Source organism: Brevibacterium sp. UBA7493, assembly GCF_002479565.1.
GTDB lineage: Bacteria > Actinomycetota > Actinomycetes > Actinomycetales > Brevibacteriaceae > Brevibacterium > Brevibacterium luteolum.
Window position 1 is genome coordinate 335,214 of record NZ_DLOD01000003.1, and the last position, 18,148, is coordinate 353,361.

General features: G+C 67.3%; 17 protein-coding genes. 5 read left to right on the forward strand and 12 right to left on the reverse strand.

Going from position 1 to position 18,148, the window contains the following annotated elements; translation table 11 throughout:
• Positions 1-12: 12 nt before the first annotated feature.
• From era to hrcA, 7 genes are all read right to left on the reverse strand, one after another.
• On the reverse strand, positions 13-954 hold the full coding sequence (era, locus tag B4E96_RS02895; protein ID WP_170274227.1) for a GTPase Era: 942 nt from the start codon (positions 952-954) through the stop codon (positions 13-15).
• Positions 951-2,222 carry a hemolysin family protein gene (locus tag B4E96_RS02900; RefSeq protein ID WP_286956321.1) on the reverse strand — a complete coding sequence of 424 codons (1,272 nt, stop codon included), beginning with the start codon at positions 2,220-2,222 and terminating at the stop codon, positions 951-953. The genes era and B4E96_RS02900 overlap by 4 nt, the downstream gene beginning before the upstream one ends.
• 5 nt (positions 2,223-2,227) lie before the next feature.
• The gene (gene ybeY, locus B4E96_RS02905; RefSeq protein WP_102160360.1) at positions 2,228-2,707 is read right to left on the reverse strand and encodes an rRNA maturation RNase YbeY; all 480 of its coding nucleotides are present in this window, start codon (positions 2,705-2,707) and stop codon (positions 2,228-2,230) included.
• 1 nt (position 2,708) lies between these two features.
• Complete coding sequence (locus B4E96_RS02910) at positions 2,709-3,677, reverse strand: PhoH family protein (protein WP_286956322.1); 969 nt, start codon at positions 3,675-3,677, stop codon at positions 2,709-2,711.
• Positions 3,678-3,833: 156 nt separating this feature from the next.
• The gene (locus B4E96_RS02915; protein WP_259854569.1) at positions 3,834-4,601 is read right to left on the reverse strand and encodes a 16S rRNA (uracil(1498)-N(3))-methyltransferase; all 768 of its coding nucleotides are present in this window, start codon (positions 4,599-4,601) and stop codon (positions 3,834-3,836) included.
• Complete coding sequence (dnaJ, locus tag B4E96_RS02920) at positions 4,598-5,716, reverse strand: molecular chaperone DnaJ (protein ID WP_259798023.1); 1,119 nt, start codon at positions 5,714-5,716, stop codon at positions 4,598-4,600. Before dnaJ ends, B4E96_RS02915 begins: the two co-directional genes overlap by 4 nt.
• A 63-nt stretch (positions 5,717-5,779) precedes the next feature.
• Positions 5,780-6,790, reverse strand: a complete 1,011-nt coding sequence (gene hrcA / locus B4E96_RS02925) for a heat-inducible transcriptional repressor HrcA (protein WP_286956323.1) — start codon at positions 6,788-6,790, stop codon at positions 5,780-5,782.
• Between the two features lie 153 nt (positions 6,791-6,943).
• Between hrcA and B4E96_RS02930 the strand changes: the two genes are divergently transcribed.
• Both B4E96_RS02930 and B4E96_RS02935 read left to right on the forward strand, forming a co-directional pair.
• A complete protein-coding gene (locus B4E96_RS02930; RefSeq protein WP_259798027.1) occupies positions 6,944-7,822 on the forward strand; it encodes a DUF3097 domain-containing protein in 879 nt (292 codons plus the stop codon).
• Between the two features lie 137 nt (positions 7,823-7,959).
• On the forward strand, positions 7,960-8,598 hold the full coding sequence (locus B4E96_RS02935) for a DUF4870 domain-containing protein (protein ID WP_102160369.1): 639 nt from the start codon (positions 7,960-7,962) through the stop codon (positions 8,596-8,598).
• 48 nt (positions 8,599-8,646) lie between these two features.
• Here the strand turns inward: B4E96_RS02935 and hemW are convergent, their stop codons facing one another.
• Both hemW and lepA read right to left on the reverse strand, forming a co-directional pair.
• Positions 8,647-9,876, reverse strand: coding sequence for a radical SAM family heme chaperone HemW (hemW, locus tag B4E96_RS02940; RefSeq protein WP_286956324.1), 1,230 nt, complete (start codon positions 9,874-9,876; stop codon positions 8,647-8,649).
• 1 nt (position 9,877) lies between these two features.
• Complete coding sequence (gene lepA, locus B4E96_RS02945) at positions 9,878-11,740, reverse strand: translation elongation factor 4 (protein WP_259854561.1); 1,863 nt, start codon at positions 11,738-11,740, stop codon at positions 9,878-9,880.
• Between the two features lie 108 nt (positions 11,741-11,848).
• Here lepA and B4E96_RS02950 point away from each other — a divergent pair, with 108 nt between their 5' ends.
• The 3 genes from B4E96_RS02950 to rpsT all read left to right on the forward strand — a co-directional run bounded on the left by B4E96_RS02950 (position 11,849) and on the right by rpsT (position 13,849).
• Positions 11,849-12,643 (forward strand): endonuclease/exonuclease/phosphatase family protein, encoded by a 795-nt coding sequence (locus B4E96_RS02950; RefSeq protein ID WP_102160373.1) that lies wholly within the window; start codon positions 11,849-11,851, stop codon positions 12,641-12,643.
• Positions 12,644-12,693: 50 nt separating this feature from the next.
• Positions 12,694-13,416, forward strand: coding sequence for a type II toxin-antitoxin system PemK/MazF family toxin (locus B4E96_RS02955; protein WP_102160374.1), 723 nt, complete (start codon positions 12,694-12,696; stop codon positions 13,414-13,416).
• A 172-nt stretch (positions 13,417-13,588) separates the two neighbouring features.
• The gene (gene rpsT, locus B4E96_RS02960) at positions 13,589-13,849 is read left to right on the forward strand and encodes a 30S ribosomal protein S20 (protein ID WP_102160376.1); all 261 of its coding nucleotides are present in this window, start codon (positions 13,589-13,591) and stop codon (positions 13,847-13,849) included.
• Positions 13,850-13,951: 102 nt separating this feature from the next.
• Here the strand turns inward: rpsT and holA are convergent, their stop codons facing one another.
• The 3 genes from holA to B4E96_RS02975 all read right to left on the reverse strand — a co-directional run bounded on the left by holA (position 13,952) and on the right by B4E96_RS02975 (position 18,124).
• The gene (holA, locus tag B4E96_RS02965) at positions 13,952-14,941 is read right to left on the reverse strand and encodes a DNA polymerase III subunit delta (protein WP_102160378.1); all 990 of its coding nucleotides are present in this window, start codon (positions 14,939-14,941) and stop codon (positions 13,952-13,954) included.
• Between the two features lie 4 nt (positions 14,942-14,945).
• A complete protein-coding gene (locus tag B4E96_RS02970) occupies positions 14,946-17,159 on the reverse strand; it encodes a ComEC/Rec2 family competence protein (RefSeq protein ID WP_286956325.1) in 2,214 nt (737 codons plus the stop codon).
• A 71-nt stretch (positions 17,160-17,230) separates the two neighbouring features.
• Positions 17,231-18,124 (reverse strand): helix-hairpin-helix domain-containing protein, encoded by an 894-nt coding sequence (locus tag B4E96_RS02975; RefSeq protein WP_286956326.1) that lies wholly within the window; start codon positions 18,122-18,124, stop codon positions 17,231-17,233.
• Positions 18,125-18,148: the final 24 nt, after the last annotated feature.

Consider the following 18,148-nt stretch of genomic DNA (forward strand, 5'->3'; position numbering starts at 1 on the left):
CGACCGGGTGCCTCAGGAGAAGTCGAAGCCGAGCCGTCCGAGCTGCTTGGGGTCGCGCTGCCAGTCCTTGGCGACCTTGACGTGCAGGTCGAGGTAGATCGGCGTGCCGAGGATGGCCTCGATGTTCTTGCGGGCCATCATGCCGATCTCCTTGAGGCGGGCGCCCTTGCGGCCGATGACGATCGCCTTCTGGCTGGGGCGCTCGACGAAGAGGTTGACGTGCACATCCCACAGCGGCTTGTCCTCCGGCCGGTCTTCGCGCGGGCGCATCTCCTCGACCTGGACGGCCAGGGAGTGCGGCAGTTCGTCGCGCACGCCTTCCAGGGCCGCTTCGCGGACGAGTTCGGCCACAAGCACCGTCTCCGGTTCATCGGTGATCTCACCGTCGGGGTACAGCGGCGGGGATTCGGGCAGGTGCTTGGCCAGCACTGCGTCGACGGTGTCGACCTGGTAGCCGTCGCGGGCGGAGACCGGGACGATGTCAGCGAAGTCGCCGAGCTGTTCGACGGCGATGAGCGCCTCGGTCAGCCGTTCGCGGTCGACGAGGTCGGTCTTCGTCACGAGTGCCACGACCGGGGTGCGTCCGGAGACCATCTGCAGCTGTTCGGCGATGTAGCGGTCGCCGGGTCCGATGCGCTCGTTGGCCGGCAGGCAGAAGCCGATGACGTCGACTTCGCTCAGGGTCGCTGCGACGAGGTCGTTGAGGCGGGCGCCGAGGAGGGTGCGCGGCCGGTGCAGGCCGGGGGTGTCGACGAGGACGAGCTGGTGGTCGTCGCGGTGGACGATGCCGCGGATCGTGTGGCGGGTGGTCTGCGGCTTCGCCGAGGTGATCGCGATCTTCGAGCCGACCAGCGCATTGGTCAGGGTGGACTTGCCGGTGTTCGGGCGGCCGACGAGGCAGGCGAAGCCGGCGCGGTAGCCCTCGGGCAGATCGGTGCGGAACAGGTCGGTCATACGTCCTCAGTCTCTCGTTCCCGCCGCACGCGCACGTGGGTGATGCGGTGGCGGCGGCCCTGGCCGGGCATGGCTTCGATGTACAGTCCGGAGATCGTCGCATGCGCCCCGGCGATCGGCACGCGGTCGATCGCCTTCGACAGCAACCCGCCGACGGTTGTGACGTCCTCGTCTTCGATGCGGGTGTCGAAGAACTCGGCGAGGTCGTCGATCTGCGTGCGGGTGCTCACCAGGTACTCCCCTGGCGCGGTTTCGACGATATCGTCCTCGGCGGCATCATACTCGTCTTCGATCTCGCCGACGATCTCCTCGACGATGTCCTCCATCGTGATGAGCCCGGCGGTGCCACCGTACTCATCGACGGCCAGCGCGACGTGGTTGCTTGCCAGCTGCATCTCGCGCATGAGCTCATCGACCGGTTTGGTCTCGGGCACGAAGACGACCGGCCGGCAGTGCTCGGACACCGGCGCCTCGGCGTCTTCGGGGTGCAGATGCAGGCGGCGGGCGACGTCTTTGAGGTAGACCACTCCGCGCACGTCGTCGAGGTCGTCGTCGATGACCGGCACGCGGCTGAAGCCCGAGCGCAGGAACAGCTCCATCGCCTTGACCAGCGGCTGGTCGGAGTCGATGGCGACGATGTCGGTGCGCGGGACCATCACCTTGTACACGCGGGTGTCGGCGAGGTTGAAAACCGATTCGATCATGTCGCGCTCTTCGTCTTCGATGACGTCAACAGCCGAGGCGCGCTCGACGAGATCGCGCAGCTGCTCTTCTGTCACGAACGGGCCGTCGCGAAAGACCTTATCGGGGGTGAGCACATTGCCCAGCCACACGAGGATCCGCGCCACCGGTCCGAGTGCGCGGCGCAGTCCGGCGACCAGCCAGCCGGTGAGCAGGCTGACCTGGAGCGACCGGCGCCGGCCGATGGTCCGCGGGGACACGCCTGCGACGACGAAGACCGCGATCGAGGCAGTGATGACGGAGGCGAGGATGAGCTGCCAGCTGATGCCGAAGACATGGTAGTAGCCGACGGCGATGAAGACCGTGGCCAGTGCTTCGAAGAACTGGCGGACGAAGGTCAGGACGTTGATGTGGGTGGGCAGGTCGGCCAGGATCGCCGCGGCAGTGGTGCCGCCGCGGGTGCCGTCCTCGGCAGCGTCGGAGATCTCGTGGTGGGAGACGTTCGAGATCGCGGCATCGGCTGCTGCGAGCACGGCGGCGAAGGCGATGCAGATGAGGCCGAGGAGCATGAACGCGAGGATCGGCACGGTGTTCAGTCCTCAGTCGGCTCGGGGATCGTCGTGCGGCCGGGCTCGCGCTCGGCGAACCAGGTCAGCAGCAGGTGGCGCTGCAGGCCGAACATCTCTTCCTTCTCCTCGGGCTCGTGGTGGTCATAGCCCATGAGGTGCAGCAGGCCGTGAGCCGTGAGCAGCAGGATCTCATCACTGAGCGAATGCCCGGCGGCTGCGGCCTGTTCGGCGGCCACGCCGGGGCAGATGACGATGTCGCCGAGCATCCCGGCTTCGTCCTGGCCGGGCTTGAGCTCGTCCATCGGGAAGGACATGACGTCGGTCGGGCCGTCGAGGTTCATCCAGCGCAGGTGCAGCTCGGTCATCGCCGCCTCGTCGATGAACCGGATGAACACCTCGGCGGCGGGGTTGATGTGCATGCGCTCAAGCACATGCTCAGCCAGTGCGACGACCTCCGGCAGGTCGATCTCGGCTGGGGTCTCGTTGCCGATGTCGATGGCCATCTCAGCGTCCCTTCTGGCTCGCGGGACCGGCTTCGCGCCCGGACCACAGGTCGTAGGCGTCGACGATCGCCGAGACGAGGTCGTGGCGGACGACGTCCTTGCTCGTCAGGCGGCAGAACTGGATGTCGTCGACGTGGCCAAGGATGTCCTGGGCGAGGACGAGTCCGCTGCGTGCGGCACCGGGCAGGTCGACCTGGCTGGTGTCGCCGGTGACGACCATCCGTGAGCCGAAGCCCAGCCGGGTGAGGAACATCTTCATCTGCTCGAACGTCGTGTTCTGCGCTTCGTCGAGGATGATGAAGGAGTCGTTGAGCGTGCGGCCGCGCATATAGGCCAGCGGGGCGACCTCGATGGTGCCGGAGTCGAGCAGCATCTTGATCCGGTCGGGTTCGATCATGTCGTGCAGCGCGTCATAGAGCGGACGGACGTACGGGTCGATCTTCTCGTCGAGGGTGCCGGGCAGGAACCCGAGGTTCTCCCCTGCCTCGACGGCGGGCCGGGTGAGGATGATCCGCGAGACGGCCTTGTTCTGCAGCGCGTTGACCGCCATCGCCATCGCCAGGTAGGTCTTGCCGGTGCCGGCCGGGCCGAGGCCGAAGGTGATGGTGTGCGAGCGGATCGCTGCGACGTACTGGTGCTGGCCGTAGGTCTTGGGGCGCACGATGCGCCCGCGGGAGGACAGGATGTTCTCGCTGAGCACGCGGGCTGGGCTGCCGGCTTCGGGCTCCATCGTGTGCACCCGGCGCACCGCATCGGGTTCGATGATGTGCCCGGCGGCGACGAGCGCTTTGAGTTCGCCGATCGTCGTCACGAGCGAGCCGACGGCGGCTTCCGGGCCGGAGAGCGTCATCTCGTGCTGCCGACAGTGGATGTCGACCTCCGGGGCGAGTGCCTCAAGGGTGCGCAGGTTGACCTCGGCGGGCCCGAACAGGGCGACGGGGTCGATGTTCTCCGGGATCGACAGGTGCACGCGGGTGTGCGCCGTCTCGGCCTCGCGCGTGTCTTCGGGTGCCGGTGTGTTCTGGGGCTCCAGCTCAGGTCCTCTTCTCAGGTTGTGTTCAGCGGTGTTCTCGCGTGCGGATTCTCATGGGCAACTCTAGCGCGTCGGTGCCCGGCCCGCCTGGGCTCACCAGCGGCTGAGGGCGGCCTGGCACAGTCCGAGGGCGACCGGCCCGGCTGTCGAGGCGCGCAGCACGCTGGCACCGAGCAGGGCTGTCTGCGCACCGGCTGCGGTGAGTGCGGCGATCTCAGGATCGGAGATCCCGCCTTCGGGACCGACGACGAGCACGAGCCGCTCGATGCCGCCCGGTGCGGCCGTCAGGCTGTCGGCCAGCTCGCGCAGCTGTGCGGTGAGCGGCTGGCTGGCGGTCTCGTGCAGCACGAAGACCGCATCGGCATCCGTGAACGTGTCAGCCAGTCCGGTGCCGCGGGCGAGTTCGCTGATGGCAGGCACGAACGCGCGGCGGGACTGTTCGGCGGCCGCCACCGAGGTGTGGCGCCACTTGGCGATCGACTTGCCGGCTTTGGCTGCCGGCCACTTGACGATCGAGCGCTGCGCCTCCCATGGGACGACGGCGTCGACGCCGACCTCGACGGCCGCTTCGACGGCGGCGAGGTCGCGGCCGGACTTCGCCAGGGCCTGCACGAGCACGAGCTGCGGGTTGGCCGGTGGATCGACCTGGACGGCCGTGACGGCGATGCGCAGGTCATTGCGTTCAGCGGTCGTGATGGTGCCGGTGATGCGCAGGCCGGCGCCGTCGCTGAGCTGCAGCTCCTCGCCCGCCTGCATCCGGCGGACGGTGACGACGTGATGAGCCACCGCCGCAGGTGCGATGACCTCACCGTGCTCGCCGGGGTGGGTGATGTCCGGGTCGATGAAGACCGGCAGGGTCATCGCCCGGCGAACCTCTCGCGGAACCGGCGGAAGGCGCTGCGCTCATCGGCCTTGCCGACGGTGGCCTCCGGCTGGGTCTCATCGCGCAGCCGGGCGAGCTCTTCGAGCAGCTCGGTCTGCTTGGCGTCGAGCTTCTTCGGGGTGGCGACGTTGATCGTGACGATGAGGTCGCCGCGGCTCTGGTGGCGCAGCCGCTTGGCACCGAGGCCGGCGAGCTTCTGGGTGGTGCCCGACTGGGTGCCGGCGGGGATCTCGATGTCCTGGGCACCGTCGAAGGTGTCGAGCTTGACCGTCGCGCCGAGGGCGGCGGCGGTCATCGGCACCTCGATGGTGCAGCGCAGGTTGTCGCCGTCGCGTTCGAAGGAGGCGTGCTCTGCGACGGTGACCTCGATGAACAGGTCTCCGGGAGGCCCCCCGCCGGGTCCGACCTCGCCGCGGCCGGCGAGCTGGATGCGGGTGCCGGTCGACACGCCGGCTGGGATCCGGAAGCTCAGGGTGCGTTCGACGCGCACGCGTCCGTCGCCGTGGCAGGAGGTGCACGGGTCGGTGATGCGGGTGCCGTAGCCGCCGCAGTTGTTGCAGGTCTGGTTGGTGACCATCTGCCCGAGCAGGGTGCGGGTCATCTGCTGGACCGAGCCGGTGCCGTGGCACAGTGAGCAGGTCTCGACCGAGGTGCCGGGCCGGGTGCCGTCTCCCTGGCAGGTCTCGCACACCTCGGCGGTGGCGATGTCGATCTCCTCGGTGCCGCCGAAGACTGCGGTCTCCAAGTCGATCTCGATGCCGATGAGCGCATCCTTGCCGCGGCGCTTGCGCGAGGCCGGCTGCTGGGGCGATCCGCCCATGCCGCCGCCGAAGAACGTCTCGAACAGGTCGGAGAACCCGCCGAAGTTCGCTCCGCCGAAGCCCTGGCCGTATTCGGAGCCGCCCATGTCGTAGTTGCGGCGCTTCTCCGGGTCTGAGAGCACCTCGTAGGCGACCGCGACCTGCTTGAACTCGTCTTCCCGGCCGGGGTTGACGTCGGGGTGGAGTTCGCGCGCCAGCTTGCGGTAGGCCTTCTTGATGTCCGCCGTCGAGGCGTCCTTCGGCACGCCGAGGGTTTCATAGTGGTTGGTCACGTTCGTCCTTTGATCGATGAGGCGATTCGCGGATCGGTTGTCTGTTGCGGGCGTGTGGGCCGGTCAGTCGTTGAGAATGACCGAGACGTACTTCGCCACAGCTCGCACTGCGGCCATCGTCGTCGGATAGTCCATGCGGGTCGGGCCGAGCACCGCCAGGCTGGCCGCAGAATCCTGCGCCCCGTAGCTGGTGGCCACGACCGAGGTCGAGGAGAAGGACTCGACGGTGTTCTCGCTGCCGATGCGCACGCTGACCTCGTCGGTCTCGGCTGCGATCGAGGTGAGCAGCTTGAGCAGCACGACCTGCTCCTCGAAGGCTTCGAGGAGTGGGCCGATGTGGGCGCCGAGCTCGCGGGCGGAGCGGGCGAGGTTGGCGGTGCCGGCCATGACGAGGCGGTCCTGGCGGCCGACCTGGCTGAGGTCGGCCAGGGCGGTGGCCACGGCGTGGGCGGCTCGCTGGTGCTCTGGTGGCACCTCGATGCGCTCACAGGCCTGCTTGACGGCGTCCATCGGCACGTTGTGCACGGCGGCGCTGATGCGGTCGCGGAGGCTGGCGACCTCCTCGTCGGTCAGTTCGCTGCCGGCGTCGATGAGGCGCTGTTCGACCTGCCCGGCGTCGCTGATGAGCACGACGAGCAGGCGGTGGGCGGCGATCGAGACGAGTTCGATGTGGCGCACCTTCGTCTGCCGGGCGATCGGGTACTGCACGACGGCGACCTGCTGGGTCAGTCCGGCCAGCAGCCGGACGGTGCGCTCGAGCATCTCGTCGATGTCGAGTGGCTCTTCGAGGATCCGGGCGATCGCCCGCTTCTCGGCTACCGAGAGCGGCTTGACCTCGTCGATGCGGTCGACGAAGCGCCGGTAGCCCTTGTCGGTGGGCACGCGCCCGGCCGAGGTGTGGGGCTGGGCGATGAGCCCTTCGCTTTCGAGCGCGGCCATGTCGTTGCGGATGGTCGCTGGGGACACGCCGAGCTGGTGGCGTTCGACGAGCGCCTTCGAGCCGACCGGCTCGTTGGTGGCGACGTAGTCTTCGACGATGGCGCGCAGCACGCGCGTCCGGCGGTCATCGTTCACGTGGCCTCGACCTCCTCCTCACTCGTGTCCGGCCCGCATGCCCGCACGCACGCGGGCTGGCACTCAGTCAATGCGAGTGCCAATCAAGTGTACGCCTCGCCGATGGTCTGCCCAAACAGGGCCACACCGGGTGGGCGCAATTACCCTTGTCGTGTGACTTTCTACGATCCCTACGGAGCCGATGTGCTCGCCGGCTCCTCCCCGCGCGCCCACCGCCGTCCCCGCTCAGCTGAGGTGCCCGCCCAGCGCGGCCTCGTCGTCGAGGACGTCGAGACCGGGTATGTCGGGGCGATCACCGGGGTGGAGAAGACCTCTGCCGGCTGGGTCATGCGCTTGGAGGACCGCCACGGCCGCACCCGCCTCGCGCCCTTGGGACCGGGATACTGGGTCGACGGCAAACCGGTGACGATCACCCGCCCGCAGGCCAGCCGCCCGGCTGCCCCGGCGCGCACCGCCTCGGGATCGGTGGCCAGGACCGACCAGCGGGCACGGGTGGCCCGCGGCTCGCGCATCTGGGTGGAGGGCAAGCACGACGCTGAGCTGGTGGAGAAGATCTGGGGTGATGACCTGCGCGGCGAGGGCGTCGTCGTCGAACCGCTCGGCGGCCTCGACGTGCTGGCTGACAAGCTCGCCGAGTTCGGACCCGACCGGAAGCATCGCGTCGGGGTGCTCGCCGATCACCTCGTGGCCGGCACCAAGGAATCCCGCATCGCCGAGGCGGTGCTCGCCGATGAGCGCTTCGCCGGGGTCGTGCACATCATCGGCCACCCCTATATCGACATCTGGCAGGCGGTGAAGCCGGCCGTCGTCGGGATTCCGGTGTGGCCGCAGGTCCCGCGCGGGGAGGACTTCAAGGTCGGCACGCTGCGCCGGCTCGGCTGGCCGGCCCGCGATCAGCGCGATATCGCTCTGGGCTGGCAGCGGATCCTGCGCTCGGTGAGGACGATCGCCGATGTCGAGCCGACGCTGTCGGGCCGGGTCGAGGAGCTCATCGACTTCGTCACCGTCGACCACCTCTACGGGCAGGTGTGAGCGGCCACGGCACCTGTGTCAGACTGTTGCCGCATCCGCGCGCCGTTCCGATGTGCCAGGACTGCATCATCGCGCCGTGACGGCACGCGCGCACCTCGACTACCGTAGAGCGCAGAACACTCTCTGAAAGGACAGTCATGAGCTCCGAATACAATCCCCAGGGCGGCTACGGCTCGCAGCCGGCCGGCCAGCCCGGCTACGGCTCGCAGCCCGGCGGCCATCCTGGTCCCGGTTCCCAGCCCGGCGGCTACCAGCAGCCTGGCGGCTACAGCGGACAGCCGGGCGCCTATGGTCAGCCGGGTCCTCAGCAGCAGCGCCCGACGGCCCCGAACGGCCAGCCGATCGGCGGTTCGACTCTGGCTGGCGTACCGCTGCGCGGCCCCCACCCAGAAGGCGCCTACCAGCAGGGGTCGGCAGGCTACTGGCACGCCGATCCTGACGAACGGCAGATGGCGATGTGGAACGGCGTCGGCATCCTGCTGCTCGGCTGGCTCATGCCGCTCATCATCTTCGTCATCTACAAGGACCGCAGCGCTTTCGTCCGCGAACACGCACGGCAGATGCTGAATACGAATATCTCCTACACGCTCTACCTCATCGGCCTCGGGATTGTCTTCTTCATCATCACGATCGTGACACTCGGTTTCGGAGCGATCATCTACGTTCTGTACTTCGTCCCGGTGATCGCGCTGTATGTGTTCGCGATCATCTCTGCCGTGCGCGGCAACAACGGTGAGGGCTACCGTGCGCCGCTCACCATCGACATGGTCAAGTGACCAGCACGAGCTCGTGATTCTGTGAGGCCGGTCCCGCTGGGGCCGGCCTCACAGCGTTTCGGTGATCCGGCGGACCATGAGGTCGCACAGCAGCCGGCCCTGCAGCGTCGGGCTGAAGATCCCGCGTTCGAAGGCGCCGGCCTCCAGCAGCCCGGCGCGTGCGAACTCGGCAGCCTCGACCTGGCCGGCAGCCGGCAGGCTCGCGATCGGCAGGCCCTCGCGCAGCCGGGCGGTGAGCATGATCCGCTCCAGTTCCTGCACCTCGTCATCGAGGATCTCCCGGCCGATGACCGGGCTATGCCCGGCGCGCAGCCGGTCGGCCCAGGCACGCGGATGCTTGGCATTCCACATCCGCACCCCGCCGAGGTGGGAGTGGGCTCCGGGTCCGAATCCCCACCAGTCGTCGCCGTGCCAGTAGGCGAGGTTGTGCCGGCAGCGGGTGTCTGGACCGGTTGAGTAGTTGCTCACCTCGTACCACTGGTAGCCGGCGGCACCGAGCAGCTGGTCGGCGAGTTCGTACTTGTCAGCGGCATCGTCGTCAGAGGGCATCGGCAGCTGCCCGCGCCGGATCTGGGCAGCCATCTTCGTGCCGTCTTCGATGATGAGCGAGTAGGCCGAGACGTGATCAGGTGCGCAGGCGATCGCCTGTTCGAGGGAGACGTGCCAGTCATCGAGGCTCTCCCCCGGTGTGCCGTAGATGAGGTCGAGGCTGACCTGCAGGCCGGCTTCTTTCGCCCATTCGACGACCTGCGGGATCCGCGCGGCGTCGTGCGTGCGGTCCAAGGTGGCCAGCACCTCGGGAACGGCCGACTGCATGCCAAGAGACACCCGCGTGAATCCAGCCGCTGCCAGAGTCGCAAGGTAGTCCGGGCTCAGCGTGTCAGGGTTCGCCTCGGTCGTGATCTCCGCATCAGCGGCGAACCGGAAGCGCTCCTGCACGTCTGTCAGCACCCCGGCCAGCACGTCTGCTGGCAGCAGGGTCGGGGTGCCGCCGCCGAAGAAGACCGTGGAGACCTCCCGGTCGGGAAAGCCCGCTCGGTCCATAGATGCCCGGACGAAGTCGAGCTCAGCGGCGAGCATCGGGCGGTAGTCGCTGCGCGAGGCGCCGGGTCCGAGCTCGTCGGCGGTGTAGGTGTTGAAGTCGCAGTACCCGCAGCGCACCCGGCAGTACGGGACGTGGATATAGAGGCTCAGGCCGCGCTCGGCGGCACCGACGACTGCGCTGGCCGGCAGGCTGCCGTCCAGCGGTGCCGGTTCGCCCGCAGGCTGGGCGGGCATATCAGTTCTTCTTCGCCCCGTCGCCGTCGGAGGACAGTGCGGCGATGAAGGCATCCTGGGGCACCTCGACGGTGCCGACCATCTTCATGCGCTTCTTGCCTTCCTTCTGCTTCTCCAGCAGCTTGCGCTTACGGCTGATGTCACCGCCGTAGCACTTGGAGAGCACGTCCTTGCGGATCGCCCGGATCGTCTCACGGGCGATGATCCGCGAACCGATCGCGGCCTGGACGGGCACCTCGAACTGCTGGCGCGGGATGAGCTCCTTGAGCTTCGAGGCCATCTTCACGCCGTAGCTGTACGCCTCATCGCGGTGGACGATCGCCGAGAACGCATCGACGGTGTCGCCGTGCAGCAGGATGTCGACCTTGACGAGGTTGGCGGCCTGCTGGCCGTCGGGCTCGTAGTCGAGAGATGCATAGCCCTTGGTGCGGGACTTGAGCTGGTCGAAGAAGTCGAAGACGATCTCGCCGAGGGGGATCCGGTAGCGCAGCTCGACGCGATCCTCGGACAGGTAGTCCATGCCGTTCATCTGCCCGCGCTTGGCCTGGCACAGCTCCATGACCGGGCCGACGAAGTCGCTGGGGGTCAGCACGGTGGCGCGCACCATCGGCTCGTGCACTTCGGCGATCTTGCCCTCGGGGTACTCCGAGGGATTCGTCACGGTGTGTTCGGAACCGTCTTCCATCCGCACCTCGTAGACGACCGACGGGGCGGTCGAGATGAGGTCGAGGTCGAATTCGCGTTCGAGGCGCTCGCGCACGATCTCCAGGTGCAGCAGGCCGAGGAACCCGCAGCGGAACCCGAAGCCGAGTGCCGCGGAGGTCTCCGGTTCATAGGTGAGTGCGGCGTCGTTGAGCTTGAGCTTGTCGAGTGCCTCACGCAGATCCGGGTACTGGGATCCGTCGATCGGGAACAGCCCGGAGAACACCATCGGCTTGGGATCCTGGTAGCCGGCCAGCGGCTCGGTTGCGGCATTGTGGGCGGTGGTGACGGTGTCGCCGACGCGGGACTGCCGGACATCCTTGACGCCGGTGATGAGGTAGCCGACCTCGCCTGCCCGCAGGCCCTTCGACGGGTGCGGCTCCGGTGACGATACGCCGATCTCCAGGAGCTCGTGGGTGGCGTGGGTGGAGATCATCTCGATCTTGTCGCGCGGGCGCAGGCTGCCGTCGACGACGCGGACGTAGGTGACGACTCCGCGGTAGGTGTCGTAGACGGAGTCGAAGATCATCGCTCGGGCTGGGCCGTCCGGGTCGCCTTCCGGGGCGGGGATGTCGGTGATGATGCGGTCGAGGACCTCTTCGACGCCCTCGCCGGTCTTGCCGGAGACGAGCAGGCAGTCCTCGGGTTCGCAGCCGATGAGCCCGGCGAGCTCGTCGGCGTACTTGTCCGGCTGGGCGGCCGGCAGGTCGATCTTGTTGAGCACCGGGATGATCGTGAGGTCGTTTTCCATCGCCAGGTACAGGTTCGCCAGGGTCTGGGCTTCGATGCCCTGGGCGGCGTCGACAAGCAGCAGTGCGCCTTCGCAGGCGGCCAGCGAGCGCGACACCTCGTAGGTGAAGTCGACGTGGCCCGGCGTGTCGATCATGTTGAGGGCGTAGGGTGCGCCGTCGGCCTCCCACGGCATGCGCACGGCCTGGGATTTGATAGTGATGCCGCGTTCGCGTTCGATGTCCATCCGGTCGAGGTACTGGGCGCGCATATCGCGCGGCTGCACTACCCCGGTGATCTGGAGCATCCGGTCGGCCAGTGTCGATTTGCCGTGATCGATGTGGGCGATGATGCAGAAGTTGCGAATGAGCTCCTGCGGGGTCGCCGCTACCTGGATGCGTGCTGCGGCGTCATCACTGACCTGTGGTGCCATGAACGTCGACGTCCCTTTCGTATACGAGCGAACCTCTATTGTTCCATGACCGTGTGCCTGGCACCGAACTCGCATCAGGCGGTGGTGGCCGGTTCGTAGAATGAGGCCATGCTTCTCCGTCCACGCGATGCTGACCAGCTTTCCGTCATGTCCTTCAACCTGCGCTATCCGGCCCTCGACGGGCAGCCGTGGCGCAGGCGACTGCCGCAGGCGGCAGCGGTCATCCGGCAGGAACGCCCGCACCTCATCGGCACCCAGGAGGGGATGCTGCGCCAGCTCACCGGGCTCATCGATGCGCTGCCGGATCACTACCAGTGGCTCGGTGAGGGTCGCGAAGGCGGGGATGCCGGCGAGTTCACCGCAGTAATCTACGATTCGCGCCGCCTGGAGATCACCCACCAGGAGGTGTCATGGCTGTCCGAGCGTCCGCATGTGCCAGGTTCGAAGTCATGGGGTGCTCGTTATCCGCGCACGATGACCGTCGTGGATGCCGTCGACACCCGCACGCGCGCTCCGCTGCGGTTCATCAACGTGCACCTCGACCATCGGTCCGATCACGCCCAGGTCAACTCCGCAGCCCTCATCCTGGAGAAGATTCGGGAAGCGGGAACCGAATCGGTGCTCATCGGTGACTTCAACGCCTATAAGGACCGGGCCGTCTACCGCACGCTCATGGATTCCGGGCTGCTGACCGATGCGGTGGTCTCCTGCCCGTCGGAGACGTGCGAGATCAATACGTTCCACGGCTACCGAGGCCCGCGCCGCGACGGGCAGCACATGGACTGGATCCTGCACACGGCAGGTCTGCGCACCTGCGCAACCGGCGTCAACATCTTTGGCCGCGGTGTGCAGTACCCCTCCGATCATTTTCCGCTTCAGGCGCTGATCGAGCACTGCGGGTGAAGTGCTGCAGCCCGCCTGTCGATGAGACACGAGTTCGCTAGGCTGTGAGCATGGATTTCAAGGGACTCGCCCGCCGGGCCGTCAACCGCGGAGTGCGCGGCGGCGTCGGCTTCGTCAGCCGCAAACTGGCCGATCCGCGCACGCGCCAGGCGATCGGTGACGTCATCGGCGGTAAGGAACCGGCCACCGTGCTGCGGGAGTACCGCGATTCAGGCCGAGCCGAACGCACTGAGCGAGCCCGCCGGGAACGCGAGCAGGCGCCTCGGGAGCGGAAGACGAAGGGTGCTGACCCGCGCAGCGAGTACGCTCCTGCCACGAAAGCAGGCCGACAGCGTCCCAAGCAGAGCTTCCCGCGACGGCCCTCCGGCGGGTACCCCGGTGACTACACCGGCCCGATCCGCCCGATCTACACCCCGGATCTCGACGGGGAAGCCGATCCGGGTGAGATCGTGTGGGCGTGGGTGCCCTATGAGGAGGACCATTCCAAGGGCAAGGACCGTCCGGTGCTCATCATCGGCCGGGAGGGCCGGTGGCTGCTCGGGCTCATGCTCACAAGCAAGGACAACATCCCCGGTTCGGTCGGCGAGGTCCATGTGACCGAGCACGCCCGCTACATCAACATCGGCACCGGTGATTGGGACGTGGAGCACCGGCCCTCGGAGATCCGTCTCGACCGGATCGTGCGGATCGAAGACGGTGCGGTGCGCCGGGAGGGCGCGATCATGCCGATGGGGCTGTTCTCCCGCGTCGTCGACGAAGTGCGAAACGCCTAGTGCTCGTGTAGAATCGGTCGCTGTATGTTCACCGTTGGTGTGTGTCTCACCAGTGGTCGGGTGAATGTACACTCGCGGCTCTGGCAGTCTCTGTGTTTCCCCGCAGTGCTGTGGCGAGCAGTGAGTAGCCCTCACGACCATGAACAGTGACGAACACGAAAGAGTGTTGGATTTGGCAAACATCAAGTCTCAGATCAAGCGGAACCTGACGAACGAGAAGGCTCGCCAGCGCAACCGCATTGTGCGCACCGAGGTGAAGACCGCTGTGCGCGCCGTGCGCGAGCAGGTCGAGGCCGGCAACGCTGAAGAAGCGCAGGCCGCCTTCCAGAAGGCTTCCCGCAAGCTGGACAAGGCTGTGTCGAAGGGTGTGCTGCACCGTAACAACGCGGCCAACCGCAAGTCGAAGCTTGCCAAGAAGGTCAACGCGCTCTGATGCGCTGACCGCACTGGCTGAGGGCCGGGGATCCGATTCGGATCCCTGGCCCTCATTCGTGTGCCCAGGCGTCGGCTGCTCCCCTGCCGGAGTCTGCCCGGTTCAGCGCACCTTCGACTGCTGGCAGATGAAGGTCACGAGCCGCTCGAGCGCGTAGACCGGATCACGGCCACCGCCCTTGACGGCATAGTCTGCTTCAGCGACTTCGATGAGGACGCGTCCGAGTGCGACGTCGTTCCAGGAGCGCATCTCGCGCCTGGCCCGATCGACCTGCCAGGGGGCCATCTTCAGCTCAGACGCCAGCTGCTGCGGGCTGCCGGAGATCCCTTCGACACGAGCCATGTTGCGCACCTTCATCGCGATCGCTGCGACCAGCGGAACCGGGTCTGTGCCGGTGGCCAGGGCGTGGCGCAGCAGGGTGAGCGCTTCGGATGTCCGGCCTGAGACGGCGGCATCGGCGACTTTGAACCCGGTCGCTTCGACTCGGCCCCCGTAGTAGGCGTCAACCGTCTGCTCGGTGATCGGCCCTTCAGTATCGGCCAGCAGCTGTTCGATGCCGGCATTGAGTTCGGAGAGGTCGGCTCCGAGTGCGTCCATGAGCGCGGCGAGCGCACCGGAGGAGATCTCGCGTTTGGCAGCGGCGAACTGCTGTTGGGCGAACGCCTGCTTGTCGCTGTCGCTCTTGAGCGCCTGCGCATCGACGCGCGGATAACCGGCCTTCTCGATGGCTGTCAGCAGCTTTGAACCGCGGTTGCCTCCGGAGTGCTTGAGCACGAGAACGGCGTCTTCGTTGACCTTTTTGACGTAGTCGAGGGCATCGGCGAGAAAGGCGTCGTTCATCTGCGCGACGCCGTCGACGATGACGAGCTTGCGTTCGGAGAACAGGCTGGCACCGGCCACGAGGTCGAGGGAACCGGGTTCGTATCCGGCTGCATCGAGGTAGGAGGTCTCCAGATCCGCGGACTTCTGGCAGGCGGCGACGATACGATCCTGGGCCTTGCGGATGAGCACTGCCTCAGGCCCGGAGATCACCACGACCGGGGCGGGTTTGGCCCGGTTGTACGGGATGAGGGTCTTCTTCTTCGCTGCCACGCCTCTACCCTAGTACGAAGCCCGGACAGCCTGAGCTGACCTGTCTGTGTGCGTCGATGACGATCGAACCGCATTCGTCGGTGCGCAGCACCGGACTGGTGCCGAAGGCTGCCAGTGCGCGCGTCGTCGGGTGGCCATACCGGTTGTCGGCTCCGACGGAGACCACGCCGAGCTTGGCTCCGGCAGCCTGGAAGTACGCCTCATCCAGGTCGGCGGAACCGTGATGGGGTGCGGCAAGCACGTCGGCTGGCTGCGTCACGGTGGCCAGCCGGCGCTGCTCTTGTGCGCCGATGTCGCCCGGGACGATGACGCTGAATGTGCTGGTCTGTACGTGCACGACAACAGAGCGGCTGTTCTCATCACCGTGCGCGGGTCCGGCGATCGCTGGCGGCCAGAGGATCGTCCAGTGCACGGAGCCGAACTGAAATCGCTGTCCAGCGCTGACCGGAGTGCGCTGGGCCTCCGGGAAAGCGTGGGTGATTCCCTTCAGGCCCGGATCGTGTTCCGTTCCGGCCGGGAAATACACGGACGCGACATCCCGGCCGAAGCCGGTGCCTGCATAGCCCGCGAAGTGATCGGCATCGAAATGGGAGATCAGCAGGTGCACACGCTGGTCACCAGTCTGGTCAAGGCAGATGTCGATGCGATCTTCGTCCTCACCGGCATCGATGACGAGCACGTCGTCGCCGGGCAGGCTGATGAGGGCGGCACTGCCCTGACCGACGTCGCAGAACATCGCGGCCCAGCCGGAGGCGACTGGAATCCGGATACCGGGAACCAGGAGCCCGGCTGCCAGCGCAGCGGCGAGCAGGCCAGCGCCAATCCGGTGGAGGATGCGGTATTCGAGCACGATCAGACAGAGTCCTGCCAGGACGACGCAGCTGAGGCCGATCCCGAGCAGTCCAGCGGGCCACGGCAGCTCTGAGGCTGGCAGGTTGGCGAAGACCCGCGCCAGACGGGCGATCCACCAGGCGCTCCAGTTCGCTGGAGCGACGATGATGCTGCCGAGCCAGGTGCCGCCCGGCAGCAGACTGCAGACGAGCACCATCATGCCGAGCAGCGTGGCGGGTGCGACTGCCGGTGCGGCGAGCGCATTGGCCAGCACCGACCAGGCAGAGATGGTGCCATCAATTCCCAGCAGCACCGGGGTGACACCTGCTTGGGCGCTCAACGGCACTGAGAGCGCTGTTGCCACGACCCGTGGCAGTCCCCAGGATTCGAGGCGGTCGCTCAGCGGCTGGCCGAGGATGATGAGGGCGGCTGTGGCGCTGACGGAGAGGTGGAATCCCACTGAGCCTGACAATCCCGGCTGGTAGACCAGCACGCCGATGATGCCGGCAGCCAGCAGCGCCAGGCTTGCCGTCCGGGTTCCGCGCAGCATTGCCAGTGCTCCGACCATGCCCATGGCTGCAGCGCGTGTCACTGAGGGTTCAGGTCCGACGATGAAGACATAGCCTGCGGTGACGGCCACGGCGAGGATGATGCGCACCACCCGTACCCGCACCACAAAACCGGCCACCCAGAGAACTGCCAACGAGACGATCGTGATGTTGGCACCGGAGACCGCGGTGACATGGCTGAGTGAGACGGTGCGCATCTCCTCGGTCAGGTCATCGCCGACTTGTGAGACGTCGCCGACGACGAGGCCGGGCAGCAACCGAGCTCCGTCGTGCGCGGTTCCAGACGTGTCGGCGAGGAAGCTGCGCATGTGGGCACGCATCTGCCATACGGGTCCTGGCTGTTTGCGGATCTCCGGCCTTCCGCGGATGAAGGCGATGGTCTGGGAGCCGCTGGTCTCAAGCTCTGCCCGCGTAGTCGTCTGGGTGCCTGCGGCTGGCAGCGGAGTGGGACTGAGTGCCGTGGCAGGTCCGAACTGGGTGCGGATCTCTGTGCGATAGCTGCCGGAGTCGGTTGCGTGGGATTCTGCCGCAATGAGCGCTGGGCCGCTGTACAGGGTCGTCTCCGTCGGCTGCGCGAGGCGTGCGGCCCCGATGAGAGCGCAGACCGCCCCGGCGAGCAGTGCGGTGCTCAGCAGCCAACCGGTCAGCTGGGACTGTCCTCTGCCGGTGATGCGCTGACCCATGAGAGCTGCGGCGCTGACGCAGGCGAGACCTAAGCCGATTGTCGCGGTGAGGTCGGCAGGCAGCACACCGGATGCTGCCAGCCACCCGACGGCTGCTGCACTGAGCAGGCGGTGCAGGCCGGCACCATGCAGCACCCATGCTCGGATGTGAGCTCCCGTCCTCGAGAGCAGAGGGCGGTTTCGGCTGCGGCGCTGATGCCCGGTGCTCATCCGACTGTGATGTGCTCGCGCAGCCGCGCCAGTGTGGCATCGCCGATGCCGTGAACGAGCACGAGGTCCTCGACTGACCCGAAGGGCCCGTTCTCCTCGCGATGGGTGATGATGGCCTGGGCGGTGGCTGGGCCGACTCCGGGCAGCGTCTCCAGCTCTGCTGCCTCAGCGTGGTTGATGTTCACTTTTGTGTTCGCCTGCGAACCGGCTTGCCCTGTTCCCGGTCCTGTGCTGGTTGCCTGGCCTGCTCCTTGGTCCCCAGCTTCGTGGCCCTGCCCGGTTGGCAGGCTGCTGCGGTCAGGCACGATGATCTGCTCGCCGTCCTCGACAAGGCGGGCGAGATTCACACCTTCGGGCTGAGCGTCTGAGCTCAGACCGCCGGCAGCCTCGATCGCGTCGACGACCCGGGCTCCTCCCTGGAGCCTCACGACCCCAGGTTCGGCAACGGCGCCGACGACATGGGCGGTGACCTCCTCGGCATCGGCACTCACCTGCACCGGTGCATCAGCAGAGCTGCCCTGCCCAGCACCGGCAGGGCTCTGCGGTTGCGCTGTCTTTGGGTCAGCGGCTGCGCTGGCTTCAGGTGGGTCAGGATTGCGCAGCAGGACGAACCCTGCGATTCCCAACACGGTAATGACAACAATGGCAAGAACAATCCAGCGGCGTGGAATCGGCCGGTTGCCGGGCAGCAGCGCCAGGATCTCAGCATCGTTGGCTGCGTCCTCGTCGAACTCCTCCTCAGCCTGGGTGGCGGTGTCTGGTGGAGGGCTCAGGGGCCAACGGTGGTGGTGCGGGCGGTCCCGGGCAGCGTGGCTGGCGCTGGGTGCCCAGCCGTGCTGTTTGGACCGGGTGAGCATGTCGGCCAGCCGGTCGTCCGGTGATGGAGCCATACGCGCACGGTAAGCGGGAGCCTG

Coding starts and splice junctions, on each gene's coding strand:
- era (WP_170274227.1), bottom strand. CDS start 954: ATGACCGACCTGTTCCGCACCGATCTGCCCGAGGGCTACCGCGCCGGC.
- ybeY (WP_102160360.1), bottom strand. CDS start 2,707: ATGGCCATCGACATCGGCAACGAGACCCCAGCCGAGATCGACCTGCCG.
- B4E96_RS02915 (WP_259854569.1), bottom strand. CDS start 4,601: ATGACCCTGCCGGTCTTCATCGACCCGGACATCACCCACCCCGGCGAG.
- B4E96_RS02935 (WP_102160369.1), top strand. CDS start 7,960: ATGAGCTCCGAATACAATCCCCAGGGCGGCTACGGCTCGCAGCCGGCC.
- hemW (WP_286956324.1), bottom strand. CDS start 9,876: ATGCCCGCCCAGCCTGCGGGCGAACCGGCACCGCTGGACGGCAGCCTG.
- lepA (WP_259854561.1), bottom strand. CDS start 11,740: ATGGCACCACAGGTCAGTGATGACGCCGCAGCACGCATCCAGGTAGCG.
- B4E96_RS02950 (WP_102160373.1), top strand. CDS start 11,849: ATGCTTCTCCGTCCACGCGATGCTGACCAGCTTTCCGTCATGTCCTTC.
- B4E96_RS02955 (WP_102160374.1), top strand. CDS start 12,694: ATGGATTTCAAGGGACTCGCCCGCCGGGCCGTCAACCGCGGAGTGCGC.
- B4E96_RS02975 (WP_286956326.1), bottom strand. CDS start 18,124: ATGGCTCCATCACCGGACGACCGGCTGGCCGACATGCTCACCCGGTCC.